This window comes from Streptomyces sp. NPDC104226, assembly GCF_055584085.1.
This window is the reverse complement of the sequence record NZ_JBVJMS010000005.1, coordinates 422,802-447,716: the sequence shown is the minus strand read 5'-3', so window position 1 is coordinate 447,716 and position 24,915 is coordinate 422,802. Positions and strand designations below refer to the sequence as shown.

The window sequence follows — 24,915 nt, the reverse complement described above, 5'->3', positions numbered from 1 at the left end:
AGCGGGGCCTTCGGCATGCCCCGTTAGGGTGGCAGCATGGCGAATGCAGAGATCGGTGTCATCGGCGGATCGGGCTTCTACTCCTTCCTGGAGGACGTCTCCGAGATCCAGGTGGAGACGCCCTACGGGCCCCCCAGCGACTCCCTCTACCTCGGCGAGCTCGCCGGCCGGACCGTGGCCTTCCTGCCCCGGCACGGCCGCAGCCACACCGTGCCCCCGCACAAGATCAACTACCGGGCCAACCTGTGGGCCCTGCGCTCCGTGGGCGTCCGCCAGGTGCTGGGCCCCTGCGCGGTCGGCGGCCTGCGCTCCGAGTACGGCCCGGGGACGCTGCTCGTTCCCGACCAGCTGGTCGACCGTACGAAGTCCCGCGCCCAGACCTTCTTCGACGGGGAGCCGCTCCCGGACGGCTCGGTCCCCAACGTCGTGCACACCACCTTCGCCGACCCCTACTGCCCGGTCGGCCGCTCGGTGGCACTGGCCGCGGCGCGTGGGCGGGACTGGGAGCCGGTGGACGGCGGCACCATGGTCGTCATCGAGGGGCCCCGCTTCTCGACCCGCGCCGAATCGCAGTGGCACGCCGCGGCCGGCTGGTCGGTGGTCGGCATGACGGGCCACCCCGAGGCGGTCCTCGCGCGCGAGCTGGGGCTCTGCTACACCTCGATGGCGCTGGTCACGGACCTGGACGCGGGCGCGGAGACGGGCGAGGGGGTCTCCCACACGGAGGTCCTCAAGGTGTTCGGCGAGAACGTCGGGCGACTGCGCGAGGTCCTCTTCGACGCGGTGGCCGCCCTGCCCCCGACGGAGTCCCGCGACTGCCTGTGCACCCACGCGCACGACGGCTGGGACCTGGGCATCGAACTGCCGTAGACACACCCCGTAGGCATGCCCGAAGGCACGCCCGCGGGAACCACGGCCGCCCCGTGCCACGCCCGGACCACACCCGCACCGCGGCCGCTCCGCCCGGCGCCTTCGCGGCGCCGCGCGGAGCGGCCGTGGCGGGTGGGCCGTCCGCTAGCGGACGGTGAACCGGGTCTGGATCACCTTGCCGTTGGCCAGTACCTCGGAGGCCATGATCGAGGTGGTGGCCGGGTCCTTCACGGTGAAGTTCAGCGCGAACGTGCCGTCCAGTCCGATCACACGGGTGACACAGGCATCGGAGGTCTTCGACCCGTCCGCCTTCCGCCCGGTGACCGCCACCGTCGCCACCGGTGCGAAGCCGCGGCCGGTGACCTGGACGACGGTTCCCACGGGACCGCTGTCCGGAGACAGCGCGTAGGAAGGCGCCGGCGGCTGCGGGGCGCCGCCGACGGTGAACCGGGCCACGGCCTTCTTCCCGTTCACCAGCCACTCGCGCGCCTGGAGGGCGACGGTGGCGGCGTCGCCGACGGTGAAGGTCTGGGAGAAGCTGCCGTCGAGGCCGACCACCTTGGTCCGGTAGGCGTCCCCGCTCTTGGAGCCGTCCGCCTTCAGCCCGTCGATCTGGACGGTGCTGACCGGGGCGAAGCCCTGACCCACGACCGTGACCTTCGTGCCGACCGGACCGGTGGACGGGGACAGCGTGAGGAACGTCTTCGCCACCGTGAGCGGGGCGGTGACGTTCAGACCTCCGGCGGTGATCCGGACCTGGTAGGCCCCTTCGCCGGCCGAGGAGGCGAGGGTGACCGTGCCGGACAGGTTCCCGGAGGCGTCGACGCCGAGGTTCGCCGAACCGATCTTCGCAGGGTCGCAGCCCGAACCGTCGGCCGCGCACAGGGCCGCCGAGGCGGCGGCGCCCGCGGGCCAGCCCGTACCCGTGAGGGACACCGTGGCGCCCGGCTTCACCGTGGCCGCGCCGGTGGCGAGACTGACCGGGTTGGTGGTGACGGTGAAGGGGATGTCGGTCTCGGTGCCCTCCACGGCGCCTTCGTCGGTGTGGATGAAGGCGATGGCCGGGTCACTGATCGTGAACTCGGTGCTGAAGGTGCCGTCGGTGGTGGTGCTGGGATAGACCGCCGTGTCGTCGAGGGTGTTCCCGTCGGCGTCCAGCGCGACCACGTTGAGCTGCTGGTCCTGGTGGTAGTTCTTCCCCGACACCGTGATCACGGAGCCGACCGGACCGTGGTCGGGGCTCGCGGTCAGTTCGTACGGGCCCGCCGGGACGTACGCCTTCACCTGGAGCGGAGCCTTCGCCTGCTTCGTGCCGTCGCTCACCTGGACGGAGTACGAACCATCGGGAAGCGTCCAGGAACTGGCGAGGGCGATGCTGCCGCTCAGGCCGCCCCCCGCGTCGATGGCCAACGTGCTCGACGCGATCTTGGCCGCGTCGCAGTTGCCGCCCGTCGCGTCGCACAGGGTCGGGGTCGCCGTGGCGCCCGGGGTCCAGCCGCCGCCGGCCAGCGGCACCGACGTACTGGGCTTCACCGAACCGGTCGGTGCCGTCACCGTCGCCTCCGCGCTCCCGCCGCCCTGGGCCGTCACCGTCGCCACGGTCCCGCCGCCGGCGGTCACGTCGCAGGGGGTCTGGTAGGTGCCGCCGAAGACCACGGTCGTGGTCCTGGTCCGCAAGGGGGTCAGGTTGACCGCGCCGGACGCCGTGGCCGGGAGGAAGAAGTCGCCCTCGAAGGGGGGCAGGACGACGGCCTGGCCGTTGGTGTAGTTCAGGTTGACCGTCGGTCCCTGGATGGTGACCGTGCCCGTGGCCCCGCCGGAGAGCGCGAGGTCGATCGCCGGGGTGGTGGGGATGTTGCTGAGGGTCGTGGTGCTCTTCGCGGGGCTCACACCGAGGGTGATCTTGGCGTGGACCTTGCCGCCGGGCGGGACGCTCGTGGTGGTCAGGTCGACGGTCATGGCCTGCGGACCGGTGGCCTCTCCCTGCCCGGCGGGCAGGGAGCAGTGCACGGTGGGGGTGACGGTGCCGGCCTGGGCCACGGGGGCCAGGGCCAGGCCGCCCGCGGCCAGCATCAGGGCGGTACCGCCCGTGACCAGGGGTGTGCGCCGTAGCAGTCTTCGGTGCGAGAGCATCCGGTCTCCCTTTGTGTATGCGGGGGGGGTGGGCACGTAGGAACGCGCATGGGCGGGATGGTGCGGGCCGGGATCCCGCGCACGGTGCGCGGGATCCCGGCCCGGTCGTGCTTCGTGCCTGGTGCTCGGTACTTGGTGCTCGGCACGGCCCGTGGTGCTCGGCCCGGTGGGCGGTGCCCGGGCGGGCCGTGCCCTGATCAGGACAGCGAGAGCGTGAGCGTCGCCGCGTAGTTCCCGCCGGGGACGACCGCCGGAACGCGGAGGTTCAGCCCTGCGGAGGCGTCGAAGACGCCGCCGACCACCTGGCCGCCGCCCGTCGGAACCTCGCACAGGGATGCCGGGGTGGCGCCGAGCGCTCCGGGTGCTCCCGCGGTCGGCGTACCGATCGCGTCGGCGTGCGCCGCGCAGGACGGGGTCCAGCTCACGGCGCCGGCCGGGATCACGGCCGTGCCGCCTCCGGCGGCGGTGAAGTCGCTGAGCGTGCCGGTCAGCGACCAGCCGGCCGTGCCGCCCCGGGCGTCCGAGATCTGGACCGGGTTGAGGCTGCCGGGGACGTCGTGGCTCGATCCGTCCAGCTGGATGGTCCCGAAGTTCACTTCCGCCCCGCTCTGGCTCATCGAGAGCGGGCCGGGGGTGACGGAGAACGTGAACCTCTGGGTGCCGGTGCCGCCCTCGCCCGGTCCGCCGCCGGTGATGACGGTGAAGGGCACCTTGGTGTCGGTGCCTTCCACACCGCCCTCGTCGGTGTGGATGAAGGCGATGGCCGGGTCACTGATCGTGAACTCGGTGCTGAAGGTGCCGTCGGTGGTGGTGCTGGGATAGACCGCCGTGTCGTCGAGGGTGTTCCCGTCGGCGTCCAGCGCGACCACGTTGAGCTGCTGGTCCTGGTGGTAGTTCTTCCCCGACACCGTGATGACCGAGCCCACCGCGGCCCTGTCCGGATAGGCCTTCAGCTCGTACGGGCCCGCCGGGACGTACGCCTTCACCTGGAGCGGAGCCTTCGCCTGCTTCGTGCCGTCGCTCACCTGAACGGCGTACGAACCATCGGGGATGGTCCAGGAGTTGGCCAGGGTGATGGTGCCGCTCAGGGCGCCCGCACCGTCGATGGCCAGCACGCTGTCGGCCACCTTCGTCGCGTCGCAGCCTCCGCCGCCCGCATCGCACAGGGTCGCCGTGGCCGTGGCGCCCGGAGTCCACCCACCACCCGACAGCGGTACGGAGGTGCTCGGCTTGACCGGACCGCCCGGCGCCGACACCGTCGCCTCCGCGCCCCCGCCGCCCTGGGCGGTGACCGTGGCGACCACGCCGCCGCCGCTGACGACCTCACAGGGGGTGTTGTAGTTGCCGCCGAAGACCACGGTGGCCGTGTTCATCTTGACCGGAGTGAACTGGATCGGCCCGGAGGCGTTCGCCGGGACGAAGAAGTCCCCCTCGTAGGGCGGGATCACGATCGGGTCCGGCTGCGCGGGAACGTCCACCAGGACCGTCGGGCCCTGCACCGTCACCTTGCCGGTGGCGCCGCCCGACATCACGAGGTCGATAGAGGGCGTGGAGGGTACGTCGTCCAGCTTGAACGGGCTGGTCGCCGGGCCGGGGCCGAGGGTGACCTTGGCGTGCACCTTGCCTCCCGGCGCCACGGTGGCGGGGGACAGTTCGACGGTGATGTCCTGCGGGCCGGAAGGATCGCCCTGACCCGCGGGAAGGACGCAGTGCACGGTGGGGCGGATCGTTCCCGCTTGCGCGGCGGGGGCCAGCACCCCGCCCGCCAGGGCGAGGACGGTGGTCACCGCGCCCCCTAACCAGATCGATCTCCGGGCCGCCGGACTTCGCTGCAAGAGCACCTGATCTCCTCATTCGCGAGTAGGAGTTCCGGCCCGCTCGTGGATGAGCCGGCCGGTGGCCCGAGCGGGCGACTGCGATCGGTATGGATTTCAGTCAATTTCCGCATCCATCTCACAGAACACCCCGGGTGCGCCGAAATAGGCACGGGAATGCACACGCCTGGAAACGCGGCTCTGTAACGTCCGCCCCCTCTTTGATACAGCCCACCCGGCCGACTGTCCTACCTGATCAAACGCATACGACCCGAAGCGGACGATCGGCGCGCGAGCCACTCGGAGCGACAGCGTTGCGCAGCGAAGTAGAGAAGTGAATAGCCAAGTTGACGGAACGTCAGATGGACTTTACGAGACCGCTCACAAAGTCAACCGGAGCCGCCGCGTCACCTGCGCTTTACACCGCCGACTCGCCTCTGTAATCGAAAACAATTCACGGATGAGGCTTGACGCCCACCCGAAGGCGCCGCTTCACTGCAATTCGGGATACCGGATCCAGCCACACCGGAGCTCCGCCGAGCCGGGCGTCAGCGAGCCCCCGGCCGTCGCCACTCCCCGGGACTTCCCGTCACCAAGCGGCGCACGCTTCCGCTCCGGCGCGCCCGCGTACCTGCGACACCCTCATGTCCGTCAGGCACTCGAAGGGAGCACCACCATGTCCCGCCTCAAGATCGCCACCATCGCGGCCGTCGGCGCGGCCGCGCTGACCGCCTCGGTCGCCCTGTCGACCAGCGCCTACGCCGTCGCCCCGGCCACCACGACCGCCACCTTCAACTGCGCCACCTGGGGAAGCGGCAGCGTGACCCTCACGGCCACCGACTCGGGCGGCGTCAAGAAGCTCAAGCTCGCGTCCACCGCGATCAAGGTCCCCGCGGGCACGGCCCCGATCGGGGCCAACACCATCGCGACCGTCATCAAGGTCACGAAGAACGGCGTCGCCGGCACCACGCAGTTCTCCGGCACCATCAACCCGCCCATGGTCGCGGGCGGTTCGGTCACGGTCGGCCCGCTCCCGCTCACCACGGGCACCCTCGTGGCGGGCAACACCACCAACCTCGCACCGCTGGCCGGGGCTCCCGGCGCGGCCAACTTCACCGTCTCCATCACCCCGCCGGGCGTCCCGAGCATCTACTGCACGGCGACCAGCGCACAGGCGTCCAACTTCACCTGGTAGCACCCGAGGACGCCGAGTAGCACCCGGCGGAACGTCCGGCCCCGCGGGCCGGAGGATGGCGGGCCGCGCGCCGGCCCGCCATCTGCTCCCGCTTAGGGGCCCCACGGGCCCGACGGGCGTGCGGGCCGATCCGGGCCGCATGCCCGGGCGCCCTCCGGGCCGGAGCTCGTACGCGGCCCGTCGCTCAGGGCGGGCGGTTCCCGGTAACCCCTGCGGGTGAGGGGGATGTCCACAAGCTGGGGACGGTCCACAGGTCCGGGCGGGATCGGCCGGGGCGGCGGATCGTGTGGGGTGTCCGGGCGCTGGGTCCGGGCGCCGGAGTCCCGACTCGGGCTCCGGGCGCATCCCGTCAGGTGGTGGCCCTCATGACCGCGAACCCCCGCGTACCGTCCCTCTCCACGCCCCTCCCCACGTCCCCCTCCGCGCTCCCTTCCTCCCCCTCGCCCTCTTCGTTCTCCTCCCCGTCCCACCTCCACACGCCCGCGCCGCCCTCACCCGCCCCCCGGACCCCCTCCACCGCCACGAGTCCCCCGGTGCGCCCCGTTCCCCTCTTCGCCCCGCTGCGCGTGGGGCGGGCCGGGGACCGGCTGCGCAGGGCGGTGCGGCGCCGGCGGCGCGGGGCCGCGGCCGGGCTGGCCGTCGTGGCGGCCGTGCTCGTCGCGGGCGGCACCGAGGCGCGGGCCTCGCGGGGTTCCGGACCTCCCCCGGCGCAGCCCCCGCCCGCGGCGGTACGGCTGGTGTCGGCGCCGGTGCGCATCGCGGACGCGGCGACGGTGCGGCTGCTGCGGCCCGGGGACCGGGTGGACGTGGTCGCCGCCGAGCGCGGCGGGCCGCCCCGGGTGGTGGCCGCGGGGGCCCGGGTCGCCGAAGTGCCCGCGCAGGAGCAGGGCGTCGGGGACGGCGGGGCACTGGTGGTGCTGTCCGTTCCCCGGGACACCGCGCGGGCGTTGGTGGGGGCGGGGACCGTGTCCCGACTGGCGGTGACGTTGTGTTGAATCGTACGAAGGTGCGGTCAAGTCACCGTGAGGTGGGGGTCGATTGGACACCACGGGCCCAAACTGCCGTAGCTTTCGGAACCGTTGGCTCCATGTTCGGCAGATGCGAAGAAAGGCTCAGTGGTGAGCGAGAAGAAGAAGGAGAGCGTCCTGGCGGGCTTCAAGGCCTTCCTGATGCGCGGCAACGTGGTGGACCTGGCGGTCGCCGTGGTCATCGGTGCCGCGTTCACGAACATCGTGAACTCCGTGGTGAAGGGGATCATCGGCCCGCTGGTCGGCGCCATCGGGACGAAGAACCTGGACGCCTACACCTCGTGCCTGAAGGGCCCTTGCAGTGTCGACGCCAAGGGCGAGCCGGTCGGCGTGAACATCATGTGGGGCTCGGTGCTGAACGCGGCGCTCAGCTTCCTGATCACCGCGGCGGTCGTCTACTTCCTGATGGTCCTGCCGATGGCGAAGTACCTCGCCAAGGTGGAGCAGCGCCGCAAGGCGAAGGAAGGGGTCAAGGAGACCATGGAGATCACCGAGCTGGAGGTCCTCAAGGAGATCCGCGACGAGCTGGTCGCCCAGCGCGGTGCGAACGGCGGACACGGTGGGAACGGCGGGTCCCAGCCCGGCCAGTACGGCGACCCGGGGCCCCGGCTCTAAGCGGGTCCCGCGCTCAGACGTGGTGCGGGGGCTTCTCGTCGAGGAAGCGGGCCAGGTCGGCCGCGCTTCCGCCGGCGGGCGGCCGCTCGCCCCAGCCCCGGTCGGTGTCGTCCGAGGACTGCTGGTCCAGCGGGTCGCCGAAGTCCAGGCGCGGCTTCGGCCGGGACTTCGGCTGGGACTTCGGCTGGGATTCCGGATCGGTCTTCGGTGCGTGCGGGTCGGTGGCGGGGGCGTCGCTCATGCCTCCAGGGTACGGCCGCCCCCGCCACCGGCCCCGCTCAGCTGGGAGCCTCGGCGCCCTTGCGGGCGTAGAACCAGTAGCAGACCACCAGGCACGTGGCGTAGAAGCCGATGAAGATCCACAGTGCGTTGGTCACCGCCATCGCCGCGAACATCGCGGGGATGAAGAAGAAGCCGTAGGCCGCGATGGCCGAGGAGAAGCCGGTGACGGCTCCCGACTCCATCTCCGACTGCTTCAGCGCCGCCGCCTGCGCCTCCGGGCCCTTGCCCTCGGCCTGCTTCATGTGCTGGTCCCGGAAGATCACCGGGATCTGCCGGAAGGTCGAGCCGTTGCCCAGGCCGGAGAAGGCGAAGGCGACCAGGAAGCCGATGTAGAAGGGCCAGAAGTCGCCCTCCTGACCTCCGGACGGAAGCGCGAAGATCACCACGACGAGGGCCGCCGCCATGCCGACGAAGGACAGGATGGTGACCCTGGCTCCGCCGATCTTGTCGGAGAGCCAGCCGCCGCCCCAGCGCGTGAGAGCCCCGATGAACGGGCCGATCCAGGCGTAGGTGGTGGCCTGGTAGCCCTGCGCCTCGAAGTTGTTCTTGATCAGCAGCGGCAGGGCGGCCGCGAAGCCGATGAAGGACCCGAAGGTGCCGACGTACAGCCAGGTCATCAGCCAATTGTGCTTGCGCTTGAAGATGATCTTCTGCTGGCTGAAGGGGGCCGCGGCCACCTTCAGGTCGTTCATCAGGAACCAGGCGGCCAGCGCCATGATGACCAGCAGCGGCACCCACAGGAAGGCGCCGTTCTGCAGCCAGACGTCGGTGTTCTTCTTCGCGTCGCGCTGGGGTCCGCCCGCCGGGGCGCCCAGGACGGCCGCGGTGACGACCAGCGGGGCGACCAGCTGGACCACGCTCACGCCGAGGTTGCCGAGGCCGCCGTTGAGCCCGTTGGCGCTGCCCTTCTCCCGCTTCGGGAAGAAGAAGCCGATGTTCGCCATCGAGGAGGCGAAGTTCGCGCCGCCGATGCCGCACACGGCCGCGATCAGGGCCAGCTCCCAGTACGGCGTACCGGTGTCCTGGAGCGCGAAGCCCAGCCACAGCATCGGCCCGACCAGGATGATCGTGCTGAAGGCGGTGAACTTCCGCTCGCCGAACATCGGCCCGATGAAGGTGTACAGGATCCGGAAGGTGCCGCCGGTGATGCCGGGGATCGCGGTCAGCCAGAACAGCTGCGACTTCGAGAAGCCGAAGCCGACGTCGTTCAGCCTGACCACGGTCACCGACCAGACCTGCCAGACCACGAAGCCGAGCATCAGGGCCGGGATCGAGACCCAGAGGTTGCGCTGGGCGACCCGGTGGCCTGTGGACTGCCAGAAGCCCTCGTCCTCCGGCCGCCAGTCGGCGATGGTGGCCCCGGGCTTGTAGCTCTCTGCGCGATGGCTGCGCGGCGCCGGCGAAGTCGGCGTGGGTATCGACATGGTCATCGGTCCTTCGGGTCGAGGAGCCACAGTCCGATCACGACGAGGAAGGACAGGATCAGGAATCCCGCTCCCCACCAGGCCGTGCCGGTGTTTCCCTTCATCCACTCGTTGACGGTCACGGTGAGCGCCCAGAGCTGGCCGATCACGACCGTGAGGGCCAGGGCGAGGCGGGCGTTGAGCCGTGAGGAGCGCTCCGGCTCGTGCTCGGTGCCGGCTCCCGGGCCCGGGCCCGTGCTCCGGATCCGGGGGTCCCCGTACCCGCTGGTGGAGCGGATCTGCGGGTACCTCTCGTGCACCGGACGGTTGAGCCGCGGCTGGGCACTGCCCGGGTGGTACTCCGGGCGGGGCGGCAGCGGTGTCTCGCTCATGTCGGCCTCCTCTCGGCGGTACCGGCCCTGGCCGAGCCGGGGCAGCCCAGGCGGGCGGACTCCACGGGGTGGGAGTCGCCGAACTGCCGGCAGAGCGCGTCCTTGGCCGGCTCGCCCGACCGGGCCGTGGCGACGGCCCAGACGCTGCCGTCGGCCTGCTCGGTCAGGTAGATCCTCGGCAGCGGGCGCGGCGGCGGACCGGCCGTCACCTCGCCGGTGCGGGCGTCGAAGACACCCTCGTGGCAGGGGCAGTACAGCTCCCCGTCCGGGCCGCGTTCCTTGCGCCACAGCACGCCGCAGGCCAGGTGCGTGCAGACGGCGGAGTAGCCCACGAGGGAGCCGTCCCCGAGGCGCACCGCCAGGGCCCGGTCGTCCTCGCCGGGGAAGCGGAAGGCCACGGCCTGGCCGGGTGCCAGCTCGTCGGCGACCTTCTTCGGGTCGGGCAGGCCCTCGCTGTCGCCGTGCCGGTGCAGGATGCCGGCGGCGACCCCGATACCGCCGATGGCAAGGCCTCCGGAGACGGTGGCGACGATCCGCAGGTAGTCCCGGCGGGTGGTGAGGGAGTCGGCGCTGATCCGGTCGCGCAGCTGCGCGATCGCGGCGTCGGCGGCCGCTCCGCCGTCGGCGTGGCCGTCACCCTGGTGGCCTGGGTGCGGAGGGGGCTGCTCGGTGACGCTCATCGGACGTCCCTTCCGTTGATCTCGACGACGGGCAGGCCGCCGGGGACGGGCCACTGGACCTTGTCGGCGGGGACGACCATGGCCACGCCGGTCTGGACGACGACGTCGCCGAAGGCGAAGGAGTCGGCGACCTGGACGCCGGGGCGCTCCGCCTGGAGCTCTTCGAGGGTTCCGTAGAAGAGGGCCCCGGTCGGGCAGACGGTCGCGCACATCGGGGCGAGGCCGTAGGCGGTGCGGTCGTAGCAGAGGTTGCACTTCATCTGCAGCTTCGCCTGGAGGTCGATCTTCGGGATGCCGAAGGGGCAGGCGTTGACGCAGTTGGAGCAGCCGATGCAGCGGGTGGTGTCGGCCTGCTGGACCACCCCGTCGGCGGTCACCAGGATCGCGTCGGCGGGACAGACCTCGGCGCAGGGCGCGACCGGGTCCTCGCAGTGCATGCAGACACTGGGGAGGGAGGCGACGGACATGCCGGGTTCGGTGTAGTCCAGGTGGATCATCGATTTGCCGCGGTGTGAATCGCACTCGCGGCAAGCCGAGACGCACGCCTGGCAGCCGATGCAGCGACCCGGGTCGATGAAGATCGTGCGGCCCATCATGGCGGGTCAGCTCCTCTCTGCCGTGCCACGGCCCTGCGTGGACGTGGGGGGCAGCGGGTCGGTGCGGGAGGCCTGGGCTTCCGGATAGGCCTCACGGCCCGGCGGTGTGGGTGGCGCGGGCACCTCGTCGACCCGCTCGGCGGCCTCGATCCGGGCGGCGCAGACCTTGTACTCGGGGATCTTCGAGCGGGGGTCGAGGGCGTCGATGGTCAGGGCGTTCGCGGCCGTCGGGACGGGCCAGTGGTACGGGACGAAGACGGTGTCGGGGCGGATCGCCTCGGTGACCAGGGCCGGGAACACCTCGCTGCCGCGCCGGGTGACCACGCGCACCGGGTCCCCGTTCTTGAACCCGTGCGAGGGGTGGACCTCCACCCACGGGCGCGGGGTCTGCTCGACGAGGGCGCCCAGACGGCGGGTCTGGTTGCCGGAGAGGAAGTGCGCGACGGTGCGGCCGGTGGTGAGGGAGAGGGGGTACTCCTCGGTGTAGGCGTCCATGGGCGGATGCCATTCCACGACCTGCATGTGGATCTTGCCGTCGGGGTGGTAGGTCCGGCCGTCCTCGAACAGCCGGGGGGTGCCCGGGTGCTCGGTGGAGGGGCAGGGCCAGGCGATCCCGCCGGTCTCGTCGAGGCGGTCGTAGGTGATGCCGTAGTAGTCGTTGACCGTCCCGGCGGAGGCGACGCGCAGCTCTTCGAACACCTCGCGGGAGCCGGGGAACTCGAAGTGCTTGCCTGCGCCGAGCCGCCGGGCGAGCTCGCAGATGACCCAGGTGTCGGTGCGCACTCCGGCGGGGGGCTCCTGGGCCTTGTTGTGCTTGACCACGCGGGCCTCGGCGTTGGCCATCACGCCCTCGTCCTCGGCCCAGGTGGTGACGGGGAAGACCACGTGGGCGTTGGCTGCGGTCTCGGAGAGGAAGAAGTCGAACTGGGCGTGGAACTCGGCGGTGTCGTAGCCGTCCTTGACCACCGCGTAGTTGGGGAGGGAGACGAAGGGGTTGTTGCAGATGCCGATGAGGCCGCGGATCTCCTTGCGCTGCATCTGCCAGACCATCTCCATCATGGAGGTGCCGGCGCCGGGGAGTTCGGATTCCTCGATGCCCCAGATCTGGCAGATCTGCTTGCGGTGCTCCGGGTTGGTGATGGAGCGGCCGCCGGGCAGCAGGTCGGACTTCTGGCCGTGCTCGCGGCCGCCCTGGCCGTTGCCCTGCCCGGTGATGGTGCCGTAGCCGGATCCGGGCTTGCCGATGTGGCCGGTGGCCACGCACAGGTTGATCACGGTCAGGCAGTTCTCGACGCCCTGGGAGTGGTGCTCGATGCCGCGGGCGTGCCAGGCCATGGCCTTGTCCGCACCGGCGAAGACGCGTGCGACCTGGACGATCTGCGAGGCCGGTACCCCGCAGATCTCCGCGGACCGGGACGGCGGGTACTCGGCGACGGTCTTCTTGACCTCTTCCCAGCCCGTGGTGTGCGCGGCGATGTAGGCCTCGTCGGTGAGGCCCTCGGCGATGACCACGTTCAGCACGGCGTTGAAGAAGGCCGCGTCGGTGCCGGGCTTGAGCGCGACGTGGATGTCGGCGGTGCGGGCGATGGCGGTTTCGCGCGGGTCGATCACGATCAGCGAGGCGCCGCGGTCCCGCGCGCCCCACAGGTACTGGGTCATCACGGGGAAGCACTCCCCCACGTTGGACCCGGCGATGAGCAGGCAGTCCGTGAGGAGGATGTCGGAGAAGGGGTTGCCGGCCCGGTCGATGCCGAAGGCGAGCTTGTTGGCTCCGGCGGCGCTGACCATGCACAGGCGGCCGTTGTAGTCGACGTGCTTGGTCTTCAGCGCGACGCGGGCGAACTTGCCGACCAGGTAGGTCTTCTCGGAGAACAGGCTGGCTCCGCCGAGCAGCCCGAAGGCGTCGTTGCCGTGGGCCTCCTGGATGCGCCGGATCTCGGAGACGGTGAAGTCCAGGGCCTCGTCCCAGGAGCACTCCTTGAACTCCTCGTCCCGGGTGCGCCGCATCAGCGGGGCGGTCAGCCGGTCGGGGTGGTTGACCTGCTGGTAGGCGTTGATCCCCTTGGGGCACAGCCGCATCCGGTTGATGTCGTGGTTGCGGGGCTCCACGCCGAAGACCTTGCCGCCCTTGTCCACGCGCAGGTACATCCCGCACTGCACCCCGCAGAAGCAGCAGTGGGTGGGGACCAGGGTCTCGCCGTTCTGGTCGGCGTGCCACTGGTCGGCGGGGATGCCTCCGGCGTCGCGGAAGTTGCGGGTGCCGGGTGGCGCGATGGAGGGGTCGATGGAGACGGGTACGGGCCGGGACCCGGCCTTTGCGGGGTCGGTCGCGGTCACTTGAAGCCCTTCTTGACGTGGGTCAGGTAGGCGTTGCCGCGCAGGACCCGCTTGCAGCGCGGGCAGTACTCGGCCCAGGCGTCGAAGTCGAGCTTCAGGTCCTTCATCGTGCCGCGCAGGTTCTCCACGTAGGGCGCGGTGTCGATGGGCTCCTCGCAGCGCTTGCAGAGGAAGACCTTCTCGTCCTGGCGGGCCGTGTACTTGAAGAGCTGCATGCCTACGGCGGCCGGGCGCTGGACGATGTGGAAGAACTTCCCGAACGGGATGTAGATGAGGGTGAACACCACCGACACCATGTGCAGGATCGCGAGGAACTCGTATCCGCCGCCGTGCAGGAAGATCGAGGAGAAGGTCAGCAGCAGACCGGTGACGGAGATGACGATGAGGCAGATCAGCGGCAGCAGGTCGTAGGCGAAGCGCTGGCCGGTCATGGCCCCGCGGTCCTTCATCCGCCGGTACAGGAAGTACGAGGCTCCGGGGATGACGAGGACGGCGGCGATGTCCAGGCCGTGGAACATCAGCCAGCCGATGATGTTCAGGGAGTTGAAACCGAGGACCTTGATGCCCCAGATCCGCATCTCGTACCCGGGGCCTGTCGCGCTGTCGCCGGTGAAGGTGAACCAGCCCCAGGTCAGCGGGAAGGTGATCGCCGCGGCGAGCAGGCAGCCCCAGAAGATCAGCTGGTGGGCGATCCAGCGGGAGCGCGAGCGGGCGCCGAGGAACTTCTGGAAGCCGAGGTACGTGGCGATCATCTTCGGCACGGCGGTCGGCGCCTTGCGGAAGTTGTCCGCCGAGAAGAAGCTGCCGAAGCCCTTCTTGAACAGGCGGCGCGCACCGGGGGCCGAGACCCACACGGTGTACCGGTAGGCCACGCCGAAGGCCAGGAAGACGCTGGCGACGGCGTAGGGCAGCAGGGCCGAGTCGAAGTCCCGCAGCAGCCTGCTGCCGAGCACGATCGCGGCGATGAGCAGGAGCGAGACGACGCTGCCGGCCAGGGTGGCCCGTGCGGTGACGGACCGCCCGGCCTGCGGCGGGGTCTCGGGCGCCGCTGGGGGCGGCGCGGCGTCGATGACATCTGAGGGCTCGGACACAGCACCACGCTAGGTGGTCTGTACCGTTTTGGCCCGTTATACGGGCCTTACGGGTGCGCCGTTCGAGTGAAGAGTCGGGGAGGCCCGCGTACGGTCCCCCGCCCTCAGACCGCGTTCAGTCCCTGCGCGGCGAATATCGCCTTCGCCTCGGCGACCTGTCCGGCGGTCGGCGACGGCGTGTCGTGGAGGGTGAACTTCATGTCGAGCGCCTCCCACTTGCTCTCGCCGAGCTTGTGGAAGGGCAGTACGTCGACCCGCGAGACGTTGCCGAGGGTCCCGGCGAAGGCGGCGACGCCCTCGACGTTCTCCCGGGCGTCGGTCAGCCCCGGCACCAGCACGAACCTCAGGTGCACCTCCTTGCCGAGGTCGGCGAGGCGGCGGGCGAAGTCGAGGGTGGGCTCCAGCGGGCGGCCGGTCACCTTCTTGTACGTCTCGCGGTCCCAGGACTTGATGTCGAGCAGGACCAGGTCCACGTCGCGCAGCAGCGCGTCGGTGGCGCGGGCGCCGAGGAAACCGGAGGTGTCCAGTGCGGTGTGCAGCCCGAGGTCGTTCTTCATCCGGTGCAGCAGTTCACCCGCGAAGACGGGCTGGAGCAGCGGTTCGCCGCCGGAGATCGTGGCGCCGCCCCCGGAGGCGGAGATGAACTTGGTGTACTTGCGGGCCTCGGCGATGACGTCGTCGGCCGAGGTGCGCTTGCCGTTGCGCATCCGCATGGTGTCGGGGTTGTGGCAGTACAGGCAGGTCAGCGGGCAGCCCGACAGGAAGGTCACGAACCGGGTGCCGGGGCCGTCGACCCCGGTGGACAGGTCCCAGGAGTGCACCGTGCCCTCGCTCGGCCGCTGGGTCGCGGCGGCGGCGGGCGTCTGGCCGGCGCTGAGCTGGCCGGGGCCCACGCTGATCGCGTTGGCGTGGCCGACGGGGAGGCTCGTACCGAAGAGGACGGTCATGGCAGGTGCTCCAGCTTCCAGATTCTGTGGGCTGATCTGGTGACGCGCGGTCCCGGGGCCGGGTGAGGGCCGGCCCCGGGCCGCGCGTGCTCGTGGGTCTCTCGGAGGGTCAGAGAGAACCGTGGAAGGTGCGGTTCAGCACGTCGAGCTGCTGAGCGCGCGTGAGGCGGACGAAGTTCACCGCGTATCCGCTGACGCGGATGGTGAGCTGCGGGTAGTTCTCCGGGTGCTCCATGGCGTCCATGAGCGTGTCGCGGTTGAGCACGTTCACGTTCATGTGGAAGCCGTCGACCGCCATGTAGCCGTCGAGGACGCCCGCCAGGTTCTTGATCCGCTCCTCGGGGGTGCGGCCCAGGCCGTCGGGGGTGACGGTGTTGGTCAGCGAGATGCCGTCCTCGGCGTCCTCGTAGGGGAGCTTCGCGACCGACAGCGCCGAGGTGACGTAGCCGTGGGTGTCGCGGCCGTTCATCGGGTTGGCGCCCGGGGAGAACGGCTCGCCGGCGCGGCGTCCGTCCGGCGTGTTGCCGGTCTTCTTGCCGTAGACCACGTTCGAGGTGATGGTCAGCACCGACTGGGTGTGCTCGGCGTCGCGGTAGGTCGGGTGCTTGCGCACCTTCTTCATGAACTCCTCGACCAGCCAGACGGCGATCGAGTCGACGCGGTCGTCGTTGTTGCCGTAGGCCGGGTAGTCGCCCTCGATGGTGTAGTCGGTGGCGAGGCCGGTCTCGTCGCGGACGGCGGTGACCTTGGCGTACTTGATGGCGGCCAGCGAGTCGGCGGCGACCGAGAGGCCGGCGATGCCGCAGGCCATGGTGCGGCGCACGTCGCGGTCGTGGAGCGCCATCTCGATGCGCTCGTAGGCGTACTTGTCGTGCATGTAGTGGATGACGTTCAGGGCGTGGACGTAGGTGTCGGCGAGCCATTCCATCTGCTCGTCGAACTTGACCATGACCTGGTCGTAGTCCAGCACCTCGGAGGTGAGGGCGCCGGTGGAGGGGCCGACCTGGGCTCCGGACTTCTCGTCGCGGCCGCCGTTGATCGCGTAGAGCAGGGTCTTGGCGAGGTTCACGCGGGCGCCGAAGAACTGCATCTGCTTGCCGACCGGCATGGCCGATACGCAGCAGGCGATGGCGGTGTCGTCGCCGAAGCGCGGGCGCATCAGCTCGTCGGACTCGTACTGCACCGAGGAGGTGTCGATCGAGACCTTGGCGCAGAACTCCTTGAAGCCCTGCGGGAGCTGGGGCGACCAGAAGACGGTCATGTTCGGCTCGGGGGCCGGACCGAGGTTGTAGAGGGTGTGGAGGTAGCGGAACGAGGTCTTGGTGACCAGCGGACGGCCGTCCTCGCCCATGCCGGCGATCGACTCGGTGACCCAGGTGGGGTCGCCGGAGAAGAGCTCGTCGTACTCCGGGGTGCGCAGGAAGCGGACGATGCGGAGCTTGATGATGAAGTCGTCGACCAGCTCCTGGGCCTGCTCCTCGGTGAGGATGCCGGCCTCGATGTCGCGCTGGAGGTAGACGTCGATGAAGGTGGAGGTGCGGCCGAGCGACATGGCCGCGCCGTTCTGCTCCTTCACGGCGGCCAGGTACGCGAAGTACAGCCACTGGATGGCCTCGCGGCCGGTGGTGGCCGGGCCGGAGATGTCGCAGCCGTAGGAGGCGGCCATCGCCTTGAGCTCGGCGAGGGCGCGGATCTGCTCGGAGAGCTCCTCGCGCAGGCGGATCGTCTCCTCCAGCGAGCGGTTGCCCGCGGGGAGGGAGTTGATCTCCTCCTTCTCCTCCTTCTTGACGGCGATGAGGCGGTCGACACCGTAGAGCGACACGCGGCGGTAGTCGCCGATGATGCGGCCGCGGCCGTACGCGTCCGGCAGGCCGGTCACGATGCCGGCCTTGCGGGCGGCGCGGATGTCGGGGGTGTACGCGTCGAAGACACCGGCGTTGTGGGTCTTGCGGTACTCCGTGAAGACCTTCTCCAGGTCGTCGGAGACCGGGTAGCCGTAGGTCTCCAGGGCGCCGGCGACCATGCGCCAGCCGCCGTAGGGCATGATCGCGCGCTTGAGCGGGGCGTCCGTCTGGAGGCCGACGATCAGGTCCTTGTCACGGTCGATGTAACCCGGGGCGTGCGCGGTGATCGACGACGGGATGTCGTACGAGACGTCGTAGACACCCTTCTCGCGCTCCTCCGGGAACTTGTCCGTGATCGCCTTCCACACGGCGGTGGTGCGCTCGGTGGGGCCGGCGAGGAAGGTGTCGTCACCCTCGTACGGCGTGTAGTTCTGCTGGATGAAGTCGCGGACGTCGATGGCGTCGCGCCACAGGCCGCCCTTGAAGCCGTTCCAGGCCTCGCCGTTCTTCGTGGTTTCCGCAGGGGTGGCAGTCATCGCCCGCACCTTCCGAGTCGCCTCATTGCTTGTATCCATTGCACGCCTTTTGATCGATCATTTGGCGCCGCGTTGGTCCCGAGCTGGGGCCCGAAAGTCCCCTGATCCCCAGCCCCAAGGATCTCCCATCACTCCTGACCTGGCACTTTGAGCAGGTCAAAGGTCCATCGTGCGCTTGTGAAAACTTTCACAAGATTCTGGGGAGGGGCCCCTGAGCAGGCGATACGGGGCCGAACCGGTCAGACAATCTGAACCAGAGCGAAGCCTGTGGATACCGCGACGCACGTGGTGATCAGGCCGGGCAGCATGAAGGAGTGGTTGACGACGAAGCGGCCGACGCGGGTGGTGCCGGTCCTGTCGAAGTTGATCGCCGCGATGAAGGTGCCGTAGGTGGGGAGGAGGAAGTAGCCGTTCACGGCGGGCCACATCGCGATGAGGAGGGGGGCCGGGATACCGAGGGCGAGCCCGAGGGGCATCAGCGCCTTGGTGGTCGTGGCCTGGCTGAACAGCAGCGCGGACAGGAGCAGCAGCATGATCGCGAAGAACCACGGGTGGTCCTGTGCGACCCCGCCGAGCGCACCGGTGATCCGGGCCTCGTTGGCGCCGATGAAGGAGAGCCCCAGCCACGACAGTCCGAAGACCCCGATGACGGCGACGAGACCGGACTTGGCCACGTCCGTGCCGGGTATCCGCTTGGCGTCGACCTTGCACAGCAGCAGGATCAGCGCGGCCACGGCCATCATCAGGATCTCGATGGTGGCGGGCATCGAGAGCGGCCCCTTGGCCGTCTCGGGGCGCAGGGCCGGGAAGAGTCCGCTGAGGACGACGGCGACGGTCCCGCCGAGGAAGAGGTACGCGGACCAGCGCGCCCGCGGCCGCAGCGACGGGGCGGCTTCGGCGGGGGCCGGGGCCTCGATCTCGCCCGCGGCCAGCCGGCGCAGGTACTCGGCGTCCTGTCCGAGCTCCTTGCCGATCCGGGACTGCACGATGGCCGCGACGAGCACGCCGAGCAGCGTGGACGGCACGGCGACGGCCATGATCCGGGGCAGGTTCCAGCCGTCCCCGTCGAACATCACGATCATGGCGGCCATGGCCGCGGAGACGGGCGAGGCGGTGATACCGAAGGTGGCCGCGATGGAGGAGACCGCGATGGGCCGCTCGGGCCGGACGCCGCCTTCGCGGGCCACGTCGTGGATCACGGGGAGCAGGGGGTAGAAGACGTGGGCGGTGCCGGCGCCCAGGGTGAAGGCCCAGGAGACGAGGGGGGCCACGTAGACCACCCGGCTGGGCTTGCGGCGGATCGCCTTCTCGGCCAGTCCGACGAGGTAGTCGATGCCACCGGCCGCCTCCATCGCGGCGGCGGCCATGATCACCGCGAGGATGATCAGCATGACGTCGACGATGCCGGAGGTGTCGGCGGGGGTGACCCCGAAGAACGTCGCGAGCACGAAGACCCCGACGGCGCCCCAGAGTCCCATGGCCACCCCGCCCTTGCGGGACCCGAGAGCGATGGCCGCCACCATGACGGCCAACTGCAGGAACATGCCGAGCACTGGCGTGGCCTTTCGGTCTGAGCGGGCAGTCCGCGCCCTGGGGGGGATGCAGCCCCGCCTGCGTTTGAGGCGCGGGGGGTCCGGGGGCCGGACACGGCAACGGCGCGGCACGCGGCCGCGGAAGGGGGCCGCACGGGGCCCCGGAACGCGCGGTGCGGTGGGGCCGCCGACCGGCGACGCCCACCGCACCTGAGCCGCCCCGCAGGGGGCTGTCGGCCATACGGCCTAGCTGGGGGCTTCCGCGCCCTTGCGGGCGTAGAACCACCAGGCCACGACGACGCAGCTGGCGTAGAAGCCGACGAAGCCCCACATCGCGCTGGTCACGGCGAAGTTGGCGAACATCGCGGGGATGAAGAAGAAGCCGTAGGCGGCGATGGCCGCGGTGAAACCGGTCACCGCGCCCGACTCGATCTCGGCCTGCTTGAGGCCCTTGGCGTACTCGGGGGTGCCCTCGGTCAGACCGGCCAGGTGCTGGCCGCGGAAGATGACCGGGATCTGGCGGAAGGTCGAGCCGTTGCCGATGCCGGAGAAGAAGAACGCCGACAGGAAGCAGAAGAAGAAGCCGTAGAAGGAGCCGGTGTCGGAACCGGACGGGAGGAAGGTGATCACACCGATGATTGATGCGCCCATGCCCACGAAGGACAGGATCGTCACGCGGGCGCCGCCCAGCTTGTCGGCGATCCAGCCGCCGGCCCAGCGGGCCAGCGCGCCGAGCGCCGGGCCCATCCAGGCGTAGGTGGCCACGGAGTACGCCGGGAAGGTGGTCTTGATGAGCAGCGGGAGCGCCGCCGCGAAACCGATGAAGGAGCCGAAGGTGCCGACGTAGAGCCAGGTCATCAGCCAGTTGTGCTTGCGCTTGAAGATGATCTTCTGCTGGCTGAAGGGGGTGGAGGCCACCTTCAGGTCGTTCTGGCCGAACCAGGCGACGGCCGCGAGGACGATCAGGACCGGCACCCAGACGAACGCGGCGTTCTGGAGGTAGATCTCCGAACCGTTCGCCTTCTTCTGGCCCGAGCCGATCGCCAGCACCGAAGTGGTGATCAGGATCGGGGTGAGCAGCTGGACCACGGAGACGCCCAGGTTGCCCAGGCCGCCGTTGATGCCGGTCGCGTTGCCCTTCTCCTGCTTCGGGTAGAAGAAGCCGATGTTGGCCAGGGACGAGGAGAAGTTGGCACCGCCGATGCCGCAGAGCGCGGCGATGGCGACCATCGTGGTGTACGAGGTGTTCGGGTCCTGCACCGCGAAGCCCAGCCACAGCAGGGGCACGATCAGCACGACGGTGGAGATCGCCGTGAAGCGGCGCTGGCCGACCATCGGGCCGATGAAGGTGTAGAAGATGCGGGCGGTACCGCCCGTGATGCCGGGGACGGCGGTCAGCCAGAACAGCTGGGACTGGGAGAAGCCGAAGCCCACGTCCTTGAGGTTGGTCGCCGTGATGCTCCAGACCTGCCAGACCACGAAGGCCACCAGCAGGGCCGGCACCGCGATCCACAGGTTGCGGGTGGCGACCTTCTTGCCCGTGGTCTGCCAGAAGGACGGATCCTCCGGCGTCCACTCCGTGATCGTGCGGCCGGGGCGGTACTGCGCCGGGTCGGGCGCCTGCACTCGGCCGGTCGCCGCGCGCACATCCTGCTTGGCGGAACTCATGACATGTCCTGAATGTTCGGAGGAGTTGAGAAGAATGAAGCTGAGAGTCCTGACCTTCTTAGGGTCCGCCTACAGGGGCGCCCGGCATCAGGGGAGAACGTCGTGTGGGCGACAGGACAAGGTCCCATCGCCCACAGTGCGTTGGTACGGCGCCCGCAGAGCCCTACGGCTGGAGGTCGACCAGCGGCAGGGACACCTCGGGGTCGTCCAGACAGACGCCGGTCCGCAGGTCGAAGACCTGCTTGTGCATCGGCGAGGCCACGACGGGCACCCCGTCGCGCGAGCCCATGATGCCGTTGGCGATGACGTCGGCTCCCGAGAAGGGGTCCCGGTTTCCGACCGCGTAGACCTCGCCGGCGCGGTCCTTGAAGACCGCGGCCTCGGTGCCGTCCGGCAGCACCGCGGTCCGCCCGCGGCCCGGCTCCAGCGCCTGCACGGCGTCCTCGGCGCCTTCCGCCGCGCCGAAGTCCACGGTCCCGAAGCGCTCCAGCGCCGCCGGGTCCTCCAGGACCGCCGACCACTCGTCCTCGTACGCCGACACGTGGCGCTCCATCTGCGCCTCCAGTTCCGCGCAGATGCCGAGCGAGTCCTCGATCAGGACGGCCTTCAGGTGGTCCAGGCCCGCGGTGCTGCCGCCGAGCCGCTCCAGCCAGGCCGACGTCCGCTCCAGGCGCTCGCCGGTGCGGATGTAGTACATGAGGAACCGGTCGAGCAGCGCGAAGAGTTCGGCGGTGTTCAGGTCCGAGGCCAGCAGGTCGGCGTGGCGCGGGGTCGCACCGCCGTTGCCGCTGACGTACAGGTTCCAGCCGTTGGCGGTGGCGATGACGCCGATGTCCTTGCCCCGCGCCTCCGCGCACTCGCGCAGGCAGCCCGAGACACCGCCCTTGAACTTGTGCGGGGTGCGCAGACCCCGGTAGCGCAGCTCCAGGTCGATCGCGAGCTGGATGGAGTCGCCCTGCCCGAAGCGGCAGAAGCGGGCTCCCACGCACGACTTCACCGCGCGCAGGGACTTCCCGTACGCCTGCCCGGACTCGAACCCGGCGCCGCCGAGCCGCCGCCAGATGTCGGGCAGCTGCTCCTTGCGGACCCCGAAGAGGCCGATGCGCTGGGCGCCGGTGATCTTCGTGTAGAGGCCGTAGTCCCTGGCGACCTCGCCGAGGGCGATGACCTGCTCGGCCGTGATCTCGCCGCCGGCCACGCGCGGGATGACCGAGTAGGTGCCGTCCTTCTGGAGGTTGGCGAGGAAGAGGTCGTTGGAGTCCTGCAGGGCCGCCTGCTCGCCCGCCAGGATGTGGCCGATGCCGAGGTCGGGGGCGAGGGTGCCCAGGACGTTCGCGACGACCGGCTTGCAGACGGCGCAGCCCTCGCCGCCCTCGCCGTAGGACTCCAGCAGTTCGCTGAAGCTGCGGATGCGCTCGGTGCGGATCTTCTCGTAGATCTCCGCCCGGGTCAGGGCGAAGTGCTCGCACAGTCCGCGCGGCTTCTCGATGCCCGCCGCGGCCAGCTCGGCGTCCAGGACCGCCTGCAGGGTGCCGATGCAGCCGCCGCAGCCCGTGCCGGCCTTGGTGCACTTCTTGATGCCGCCGATGTCGGTGAGGGACTCGGCGACCACCGCCTCGCGCACGTGGCCCTTGGTGACGTTGTGGCAGCTGCACACCACGGCGTCGTCGGGCAGCGCGTCCGCGCCGGGCAGCTCCACGCCCTCGCTCGACGGCAGGATGAAGGCCTCCGGCGGGGCCGGCAGCTGCCGGCCCGCGTGCGGCTTCAGCGAGCCGTACGCCTCGGCGTCGCCGACCAGGATGCCGCCGAGCAGCGCTCCGTCGGGGCCCAGCAGCAGCTTCTTGTACACGCCCTCGCGGGCGTCGGAGAAGACGACCGAGACGGCCCCGTCGCGACCCTCGGGGGCGAAGGGGTCACCGAAGGAGGCCACGTCGGCGCCCATCAGCTTGAGCTTGGTGGAGGTGTCGGCCCCGGTGAAGGTCAGCTCGCCGGCGCCCGCGAGGGCCTCGGCGACGGTCTCGGCCATCTGGTAGCCGGGGGCGACCAGACCGTAGACCTTGCCGTCGACGGTCTGCGCGCACTCGCCGATCGCATAGACGTACGGGTCGCTGGTGCGGCAGTGGCCGTCCACGACGACGCCGCCGCGGTCGCCCACGGCCAGCCCGCACTCACGGGCCAGGCGGTCGCGCGGCCGCACGCCGGCCGAGAAGACCACGATGTCGGACCCGATCTCCTCGCCGCTGGTCAGCCGGAGCGCCTGCGCCCGCCCGTCGGGGTGGATCTGCACGCCGGCCGCGCCGACGCCCGTGTGCACGGCGACGCCCATCGACTCGATGGTGGCCCGCAGGGCGGCCGCTCCGCCGTCGTCCACCTGCAGCGGCATCAGCCGGGGCGCGAACTCCACGACGTGCGTGGCCAGTCCGAGCGTGCGCAGCGCGCCCGCCGCCTCCAGGCCGAGGAGCCCGCCGCCGATGACCACACCGGTGCGGACCTCGGGGCCCGCGGCGTACGCGGTCAGGGCCTCGACGTCGTCGAGGGTGCGGTAGGTGAAGCAGCCCTCCGCGTCGGCGCCGTCGATCGGCGGCACGAAGGGGTAGGAGCCGGTCGCCAGCACGAGCGCGTCGTAGCCGAGCACGTCGCCGGAGCGGGCGGTGACCGTACGGGCGGCGGTGTCGATCAGCTCCGCCGGGTCGCCCAGGCGCAGGTCGATGCCGTGCTTCTCCAGGAAGCCGGGTGCCACCAGGGACAGCTCCTCGCCGGTGGAGCCGGTGAAGGCCGCGGACAGGTGCACGCGGTCGTAGGCCGGGCGCTCCTCCTCCGCGAGGACGGTCACCTGCCAGCCGCCGCGCTCGGGGCGGGTCGGATCGGCGAGCGCGTCACGCTCGGCGAGCGCCTCCAGCAGGCGGTGACCCACCATGCCGTGGCCGATGACAACCAGCGTCTGCCCCATGGATCTCACTCCGTGTGTCCCTGTGCCGCGCGGGCCCCGGGAGGCCAAGGCGGCCGGGCGGGGACGTCGCGCCTGCAAGCGTTCCGACCCTTCGACGGTAGGTCCGCACCGCGGCCCCGAACGCCCGAAAAGGACCCCTGGGGACAGGGAAACGACCCTTTCCGCACAGGACCTCCGGCCCCTCGCGCGGGCCCTTGGCCGGGCTGCCCCGAACCCGCACCGCGCCTAGCGTGGAAGGGGGGACCCGGGGCCGGATCAGGGAGGCAGACCTCATGCTCGTCATCGCCGTCCACGGCAGCGCGGTTCCGGAGGCCGCCGCGACCATCGACCGGCTCGTCGCCGCCGTCGAGGCCATCAGCGGGGTGCACGCACTGGTCGGGCACCTCGACGTGCAGCGCCCCTCGCTCGCCGAGGTCGTACGGGAGCATCCGTACGCCGTGGTCGTCCCCCTGCTGCTCGGCGACGGCTTCCACCGCCGCGTCGACATACCCGCCGTCCTGGAGGGCACCGGCTGCGTGCTCACCGAGGGCCTCAGCGGGGAGCGCGACATCGCCCGCGCCCTGCACGGCCGCCTGCGCGAGGCCGAGCGCCGCCGCGGCCCGTACACCCGGGCCGACGCGGTGGTGGTGGCGGGCGCCGGCTCCTCCCGCCCCGGCGGCAATGCCGGTACGGAGGTCTGCGCGGCCCAGCTGTCCGCCCTGCTCGAGTACGACGACGGCGCCGCCCCCGTTCCCGTGGTCGCCGCCTACCTCACCTCCGCCGCGCCGACCGTCGCCGAGGCCCTGGCCTCCTTCCAGGCCGCCGGGTACCGCCGGATCGCGGTGGCGACGCACCTGCTGGCCCCGGGCCGCTTCACGCGCACCCTGAACGCCTCGGCCGCCTGGACGGTCTCGGAGCCGCTGGCCGACCACCCCCGGCTGGCCCGGCTCGTCCTGGGCCGGTACGAGTCCGCCCGGGGCACACGGGCCCTGAGAGCCGCGCGCCTCGCCTGCTGAGACCCGT

General features: G+C 70.8%; 19 protein-coding genes. 5 read left to right on the top strand and 14 right to left on the bottom strand.

Annotated features, from left to right (window positions below):
* Window positions 1-36: 36 nt before the first annotated feature.
* The gene (locus ACZ60J_RS18500; protein WP_469683057.1) at window positions 37-870 is read left to right on the top strand and encodes an S-methyl-5'-thioadenosine phosphorylase; all 834 of its coding nucleotides are present in this window, start codon (window positions 37-39) and stop codon (window positions 868-870) included.
* 144 nt (window positions 871-1,014) lie between these two features.
* Here the strand turns inward: ACZ60J_RS18500 and ACZ60J_RS18495 are convergent, their stop codons facing one another.
* Both ACZ60J_RS18495 and ACZ60J_RS18490 read right to left on the bottom strand, forming a co-directional pair.
* A complete protein-coding gene (locus ACZ60J_RS18495; RefSeq protein ID WP_469683056.1) occupies window positions 1,015-3,003 on the bottom strand; it encodes a hypothetical protein in 1,989 nt (662 codons plus the stop codon).
* Window positions 3,004-3,200: 197 nt separating this feature from the next.
* Window positions 3,201-4,790: a WxL domain-containing protein gene (locus tag ACZ60J_RS18490; RefSeq protein ID WP_469683055.1), complete on the bottom strand. Its 1,590-nt coding sequence runs from the start codon at window positions 4,788-4,790 to the stop codon at window positions 3,201-3,203.
* 703 nt (window positions 4,791-5,493) lie between these two features.
* Here ACZ60J_RS18490 and ACZ60J_RS18485 point away from each other — a divergent pair.
* From ACZ60J_RS18485 to mscL, 3 genes are all read left to right on the top strand, one after another.
* Entirely contained in the window at window positions 5,494-6,012 is a 519-nt protein-coding gene (locus ACZ60J_RS18485; RefSeq protein WP_469683054.1) for a hypothetical protein, read from the top strand.
* 533 nt (window positions 6,013-6,545) lie between these two features.
* Window positions 6,546-7,007 (top strand): hypothetical protein, encoded by a 462-nt coding sequence (locus ACZ60J_RS18480; protein ID WP_469683053.1) that lies wholly within the window; start codon window positions 6,546-6,548, stop codon window positions 7,005-7,007.
* Between the two features lie 123 nt (window positions 7,008-7,130).
* Complete coding sequence (mscL, locus tag ACZ60J_RS18475; RefSeq protein ID WP_469683052.1) at window positions 7,131-7,655, top strand: large conductance mechanosensitive channel protein MscL; 525 nt, start codon at window positions 7,131-7,133, stop codon at window positions 7,653-7,655.
* Window positions 7,656-7,668: 13 nt separating this feature from the next.
* Here the strand turns inward: mscL and ACZ60J_RS18470 are convergent, their stop codons facing one another.
* From ACZ60J_RS18470 to nirB, 12 genes are all read right to left on the bottom strand, one after another.
* Entirely contained in the window at window positions 7,669-7,896 is a 228-nt protein-coding gene (locus ACZ60J_RS18470; protein WP_469683051.1) for a hypothetical protein, read from the bottom strand.
* Between the two features lie 37 nt (window positions 7,897-7,933).
* Window positions 7,934-9,361: a NarK family nitrate/nitrite MFS transporter gene (locus tag ACZ60J_RS18465; protein ID WP_469683050.1), complete on the bottom strand. Its 1,428-nt coding sequence runs from the start codon at window positions 9,359-9,361 to the stop codon at window positions 7,934-7,936.
* Between the two features lie 2 nt (window positions 9,362-9,363).
* Window positions 9,364-9,732 carry a hypothetical protein gene (locus ACZ60J_RS18460; protein WP_469683049.1) on the bottom strand — a complete coding sequence of 123 codons (369 nt, stop codon included), beginning with the start codon at window positions 9,730-9,732 and terminating at the stop codon, window positions 9,364-9,366.
* Complete coding sequence (locus ACZ60J_RS18455) at window positions 9,729-10,412, bottom strand: QcrA and Rieske domain-containing protein (RefSeq protein WP_469683048.1); 684 nt, start codon at window positions 10,410-10,412, stop codon at window positions 9,729-9,731. The genes ACZ60J_RS18460 and ACZ60J_RS18455 overlap by 4 nt, the downstream gene beginning before the upstream one ends.
* The gene (locus tag ACZ60J_RS18450) at window positions 10,409-11,008 is read right to left on the bottom strand and encodes a 4Fe-4S dicluster domain-containing protein (protein WP_469683046.1); all 600 of its coding nucleotides are present in this window, start codon (window positions 11,006-11,008) and stop codon (window positions 10,409-10,411) included. Before ACZ60J_RS18450 ends, ACZ60J_RS18455 begins: the two co-directional genes overlap by 4 nt.
* 6 nt (window positions 11,009-11,014) lie before the next feature.
* Entirely contained in the window at window positions 11,015-13,345 is a 2,331-nt protein-coding gene (locus tag ACZ60J_RS18445) for a molybdopterin oxidoreductase family protein (protein ID WP_469683044.1), read from the bottom strand.
* Entirely contained in the window at window positions 13,342-14,436 is a 1,095-nt protein-coding gene (locus ACZ60J_RS18440; protein WP_469683042.1) for an MFS transporter, read from the bottom strand. The genes ACZ60J_RS18445 and ACZ60J_RS18440 overlap by 4 nt, the downstream gene beginning before the upstream one ends.
* Before the next feature lie 104 nt (window positions 14,437-14,540).
* Window positions 14,541-15,383 (bottom strand): pyruvate formate-lyase-activating protein, encoded by an 843-nt coding sequence (pflA, locus tag ACZ60J_RS18435; RefSeq protein ID WP_469683041.1) that lies wholly within the window; start codon window positions 15,381-15,383, stop codon window positions 14,541-14,543.
* A gap of 109 nt (window positions 15,384-15,492) precedes the next feature.
* Window positions 15,493-17,763 carry a formate C-acetyltransferase gene (gene pflB / locus ACZ60J_RS18430; protein ID WP_469683039.1) on the bottom strand — a complete coding sequence of 757 codons (2,271 nt, stop codon included), beginning with the start codon at window positions 17,761-17,763 and terminating at the stop codon, window positions 15,493-15,495.
* Window positions 17,764-18,002: 239 nt separating this feature from the next.
* Window positions 18,003-19,307, bottom strand: a complete 1,305-nt coding sequence (locus ACZ60J_RS18425) for an anaerobic C4-dicarboxylate transporter family protein (protein ID WP_469683037.1) — start codon at window positions 19,305-19,307, stop codon at window positions 18,003-18,005.
* 234 nt (window positions 19,308-19,541) lie between these two features.
* Window positions 19,542-20,963 carry an MFS transporter gene (locus ACZ60J_RS18420; RefSeq protein ID WP_469683036.1) on the bottom strand — a complete coding sequence of 474 codons (1,422 nt, stop codon included), beginning with the start codon at window positions 20,961-20,963 and terminating at the stop codon, window positions 19,542-19,544.
* Between the two features lie 163 nt (window positions 20,964-21,126).
* The gene (gene nirB / locus ACZ60J_RS18415) at window positions 21,127-23,913 is read right to left on the bottom strand and encodes a nitrite reductase large subunit NirB (protein WP_469683034.1); all 2,787 of its coding nucleotides are present in this window, start codon (window positions 23,911-23,913) and stop codon (window positions 21,127-21,129) included.
* 272 nt (window positions 23,914-24,185) lie between these two features.
* Here nirB and ACZ60J_RS18410 point away from each other — a divergent pair, with 272 nt between their 5' ends.
* The gene (locus ACZ60J_RS18410; protein ID WP_469683033.1) at window positions 24,186-24,908 is read left to right on the top strand and encodes a sirohydrochlorin chelatase; all 723 of its coding nucleotides are present in this window, start codon (window positions 24,186-24,188) and stop codon (window positions 24,906-24,908) included.
* Window positions 24,909-24,915 lie beyond the last annotated feature (7 nt).

Bases quoted from the DNA above. Each gene is read 5' to 3' on its own strand.
- ACZ60J_RS18410 (WP_469683033.1), top strand. From the start codon at position 24,186: ATGCTCGTCATCGCCGTCCACGGCAGCGCGGTTCCGGAGGCCGCCGCG.
- ACZ60J_RS18425 (WP_469683037.1), bottom strand. From the start codon at position 19,307: ATGTTCCTGCAGTTGGCCGTCATGGTGGCGGCCATCGCTCTCGGGTCC.
- ACZ60J_RS18470 (WP_469683051.1), bottom strand. From the start codon at position 7,896: ATGAGCGACGCCCCCGCCACCGACCCGCACGCACCGAAGACCGATCCG.
- nirB (WP_469683034.1), bottom strand. From the start codon at position 23,913: ATGGGGCAGACGCTGGTTGTCATCGGCCACGGCATGGTGGGTCACCGC.
- ACZ60J_RS18495 (WP_469683056.1), bottom strand. From the start codon at position 3,003: ATGCTCTCGCACCGAAGACTGCTACGGCGCACACCCCTGGTCACGGGC.
- ACZ60J_RS18460 (WP_469683049.1), bottom strand. From the start codon at position 9,732: ATGAGCGAGACACCGCTGCCGCCCCGCCCGGAGTACCACCCGGGCAGT.
- pflA (WP_469683041.1), bottom strand. From the start codon at position 15,383: ATGACCGTCCTCTTCGGTACGAGCCTCCCCGTCGGCCACGCCAACGCG.
- ACZ60J_RS18500 (WP_469683057.1), top strand. From the start codon at position 37: ATGGCGAATGCAGAGATCGGTGTCATCGGCGGATCGGGCTTCTACTCC.
- ACZ60J_RS18455 (WP_469683048.1), bottom strand. From the start codon at position 10,412: ATGAGCGTCACCGAGCAGCCCCCTCCGCACCCAGGCCACCAGGGTGAC.
- ACZ60J_RS18420 (WP_469683036.1), bottom strand. From the start codon at position 20,963: ATGAGTTCCGCCAAGCAGGATGTGCGCGCGGCGACCGGCCGAGTGCAG.
- ACZ60J_RS18485 (WP_469683054.1), top strand. From the start codon at position 5,494: ATGTCCCGCCTCAAGATCGCCACCATCGCGGCCGTCGGCGCGGCCGCG.
- pflB (WP_469683039.1), bottom strand. From the start codon at position 17,763: ATGACTGCCACCCCTGCGGAAACCACGAAGAACGGCGAGGCCTGGAAC.
- ACZ60J_RS18450 (WP_469683046.1), bottom strand. From the start codon at position 11,008: ATGATGGGCCGCACGATCTTCATCGACCCGGGTCGCTGCATCGGCTGC.
- ACZ60J_RS18465 (WP_469683050.1), bottom strand. From the start codon at position 9,361: ATGTCGATACCCACGCCGACTTCGCCGGCGCCGCGCAGCCATCGCGCA.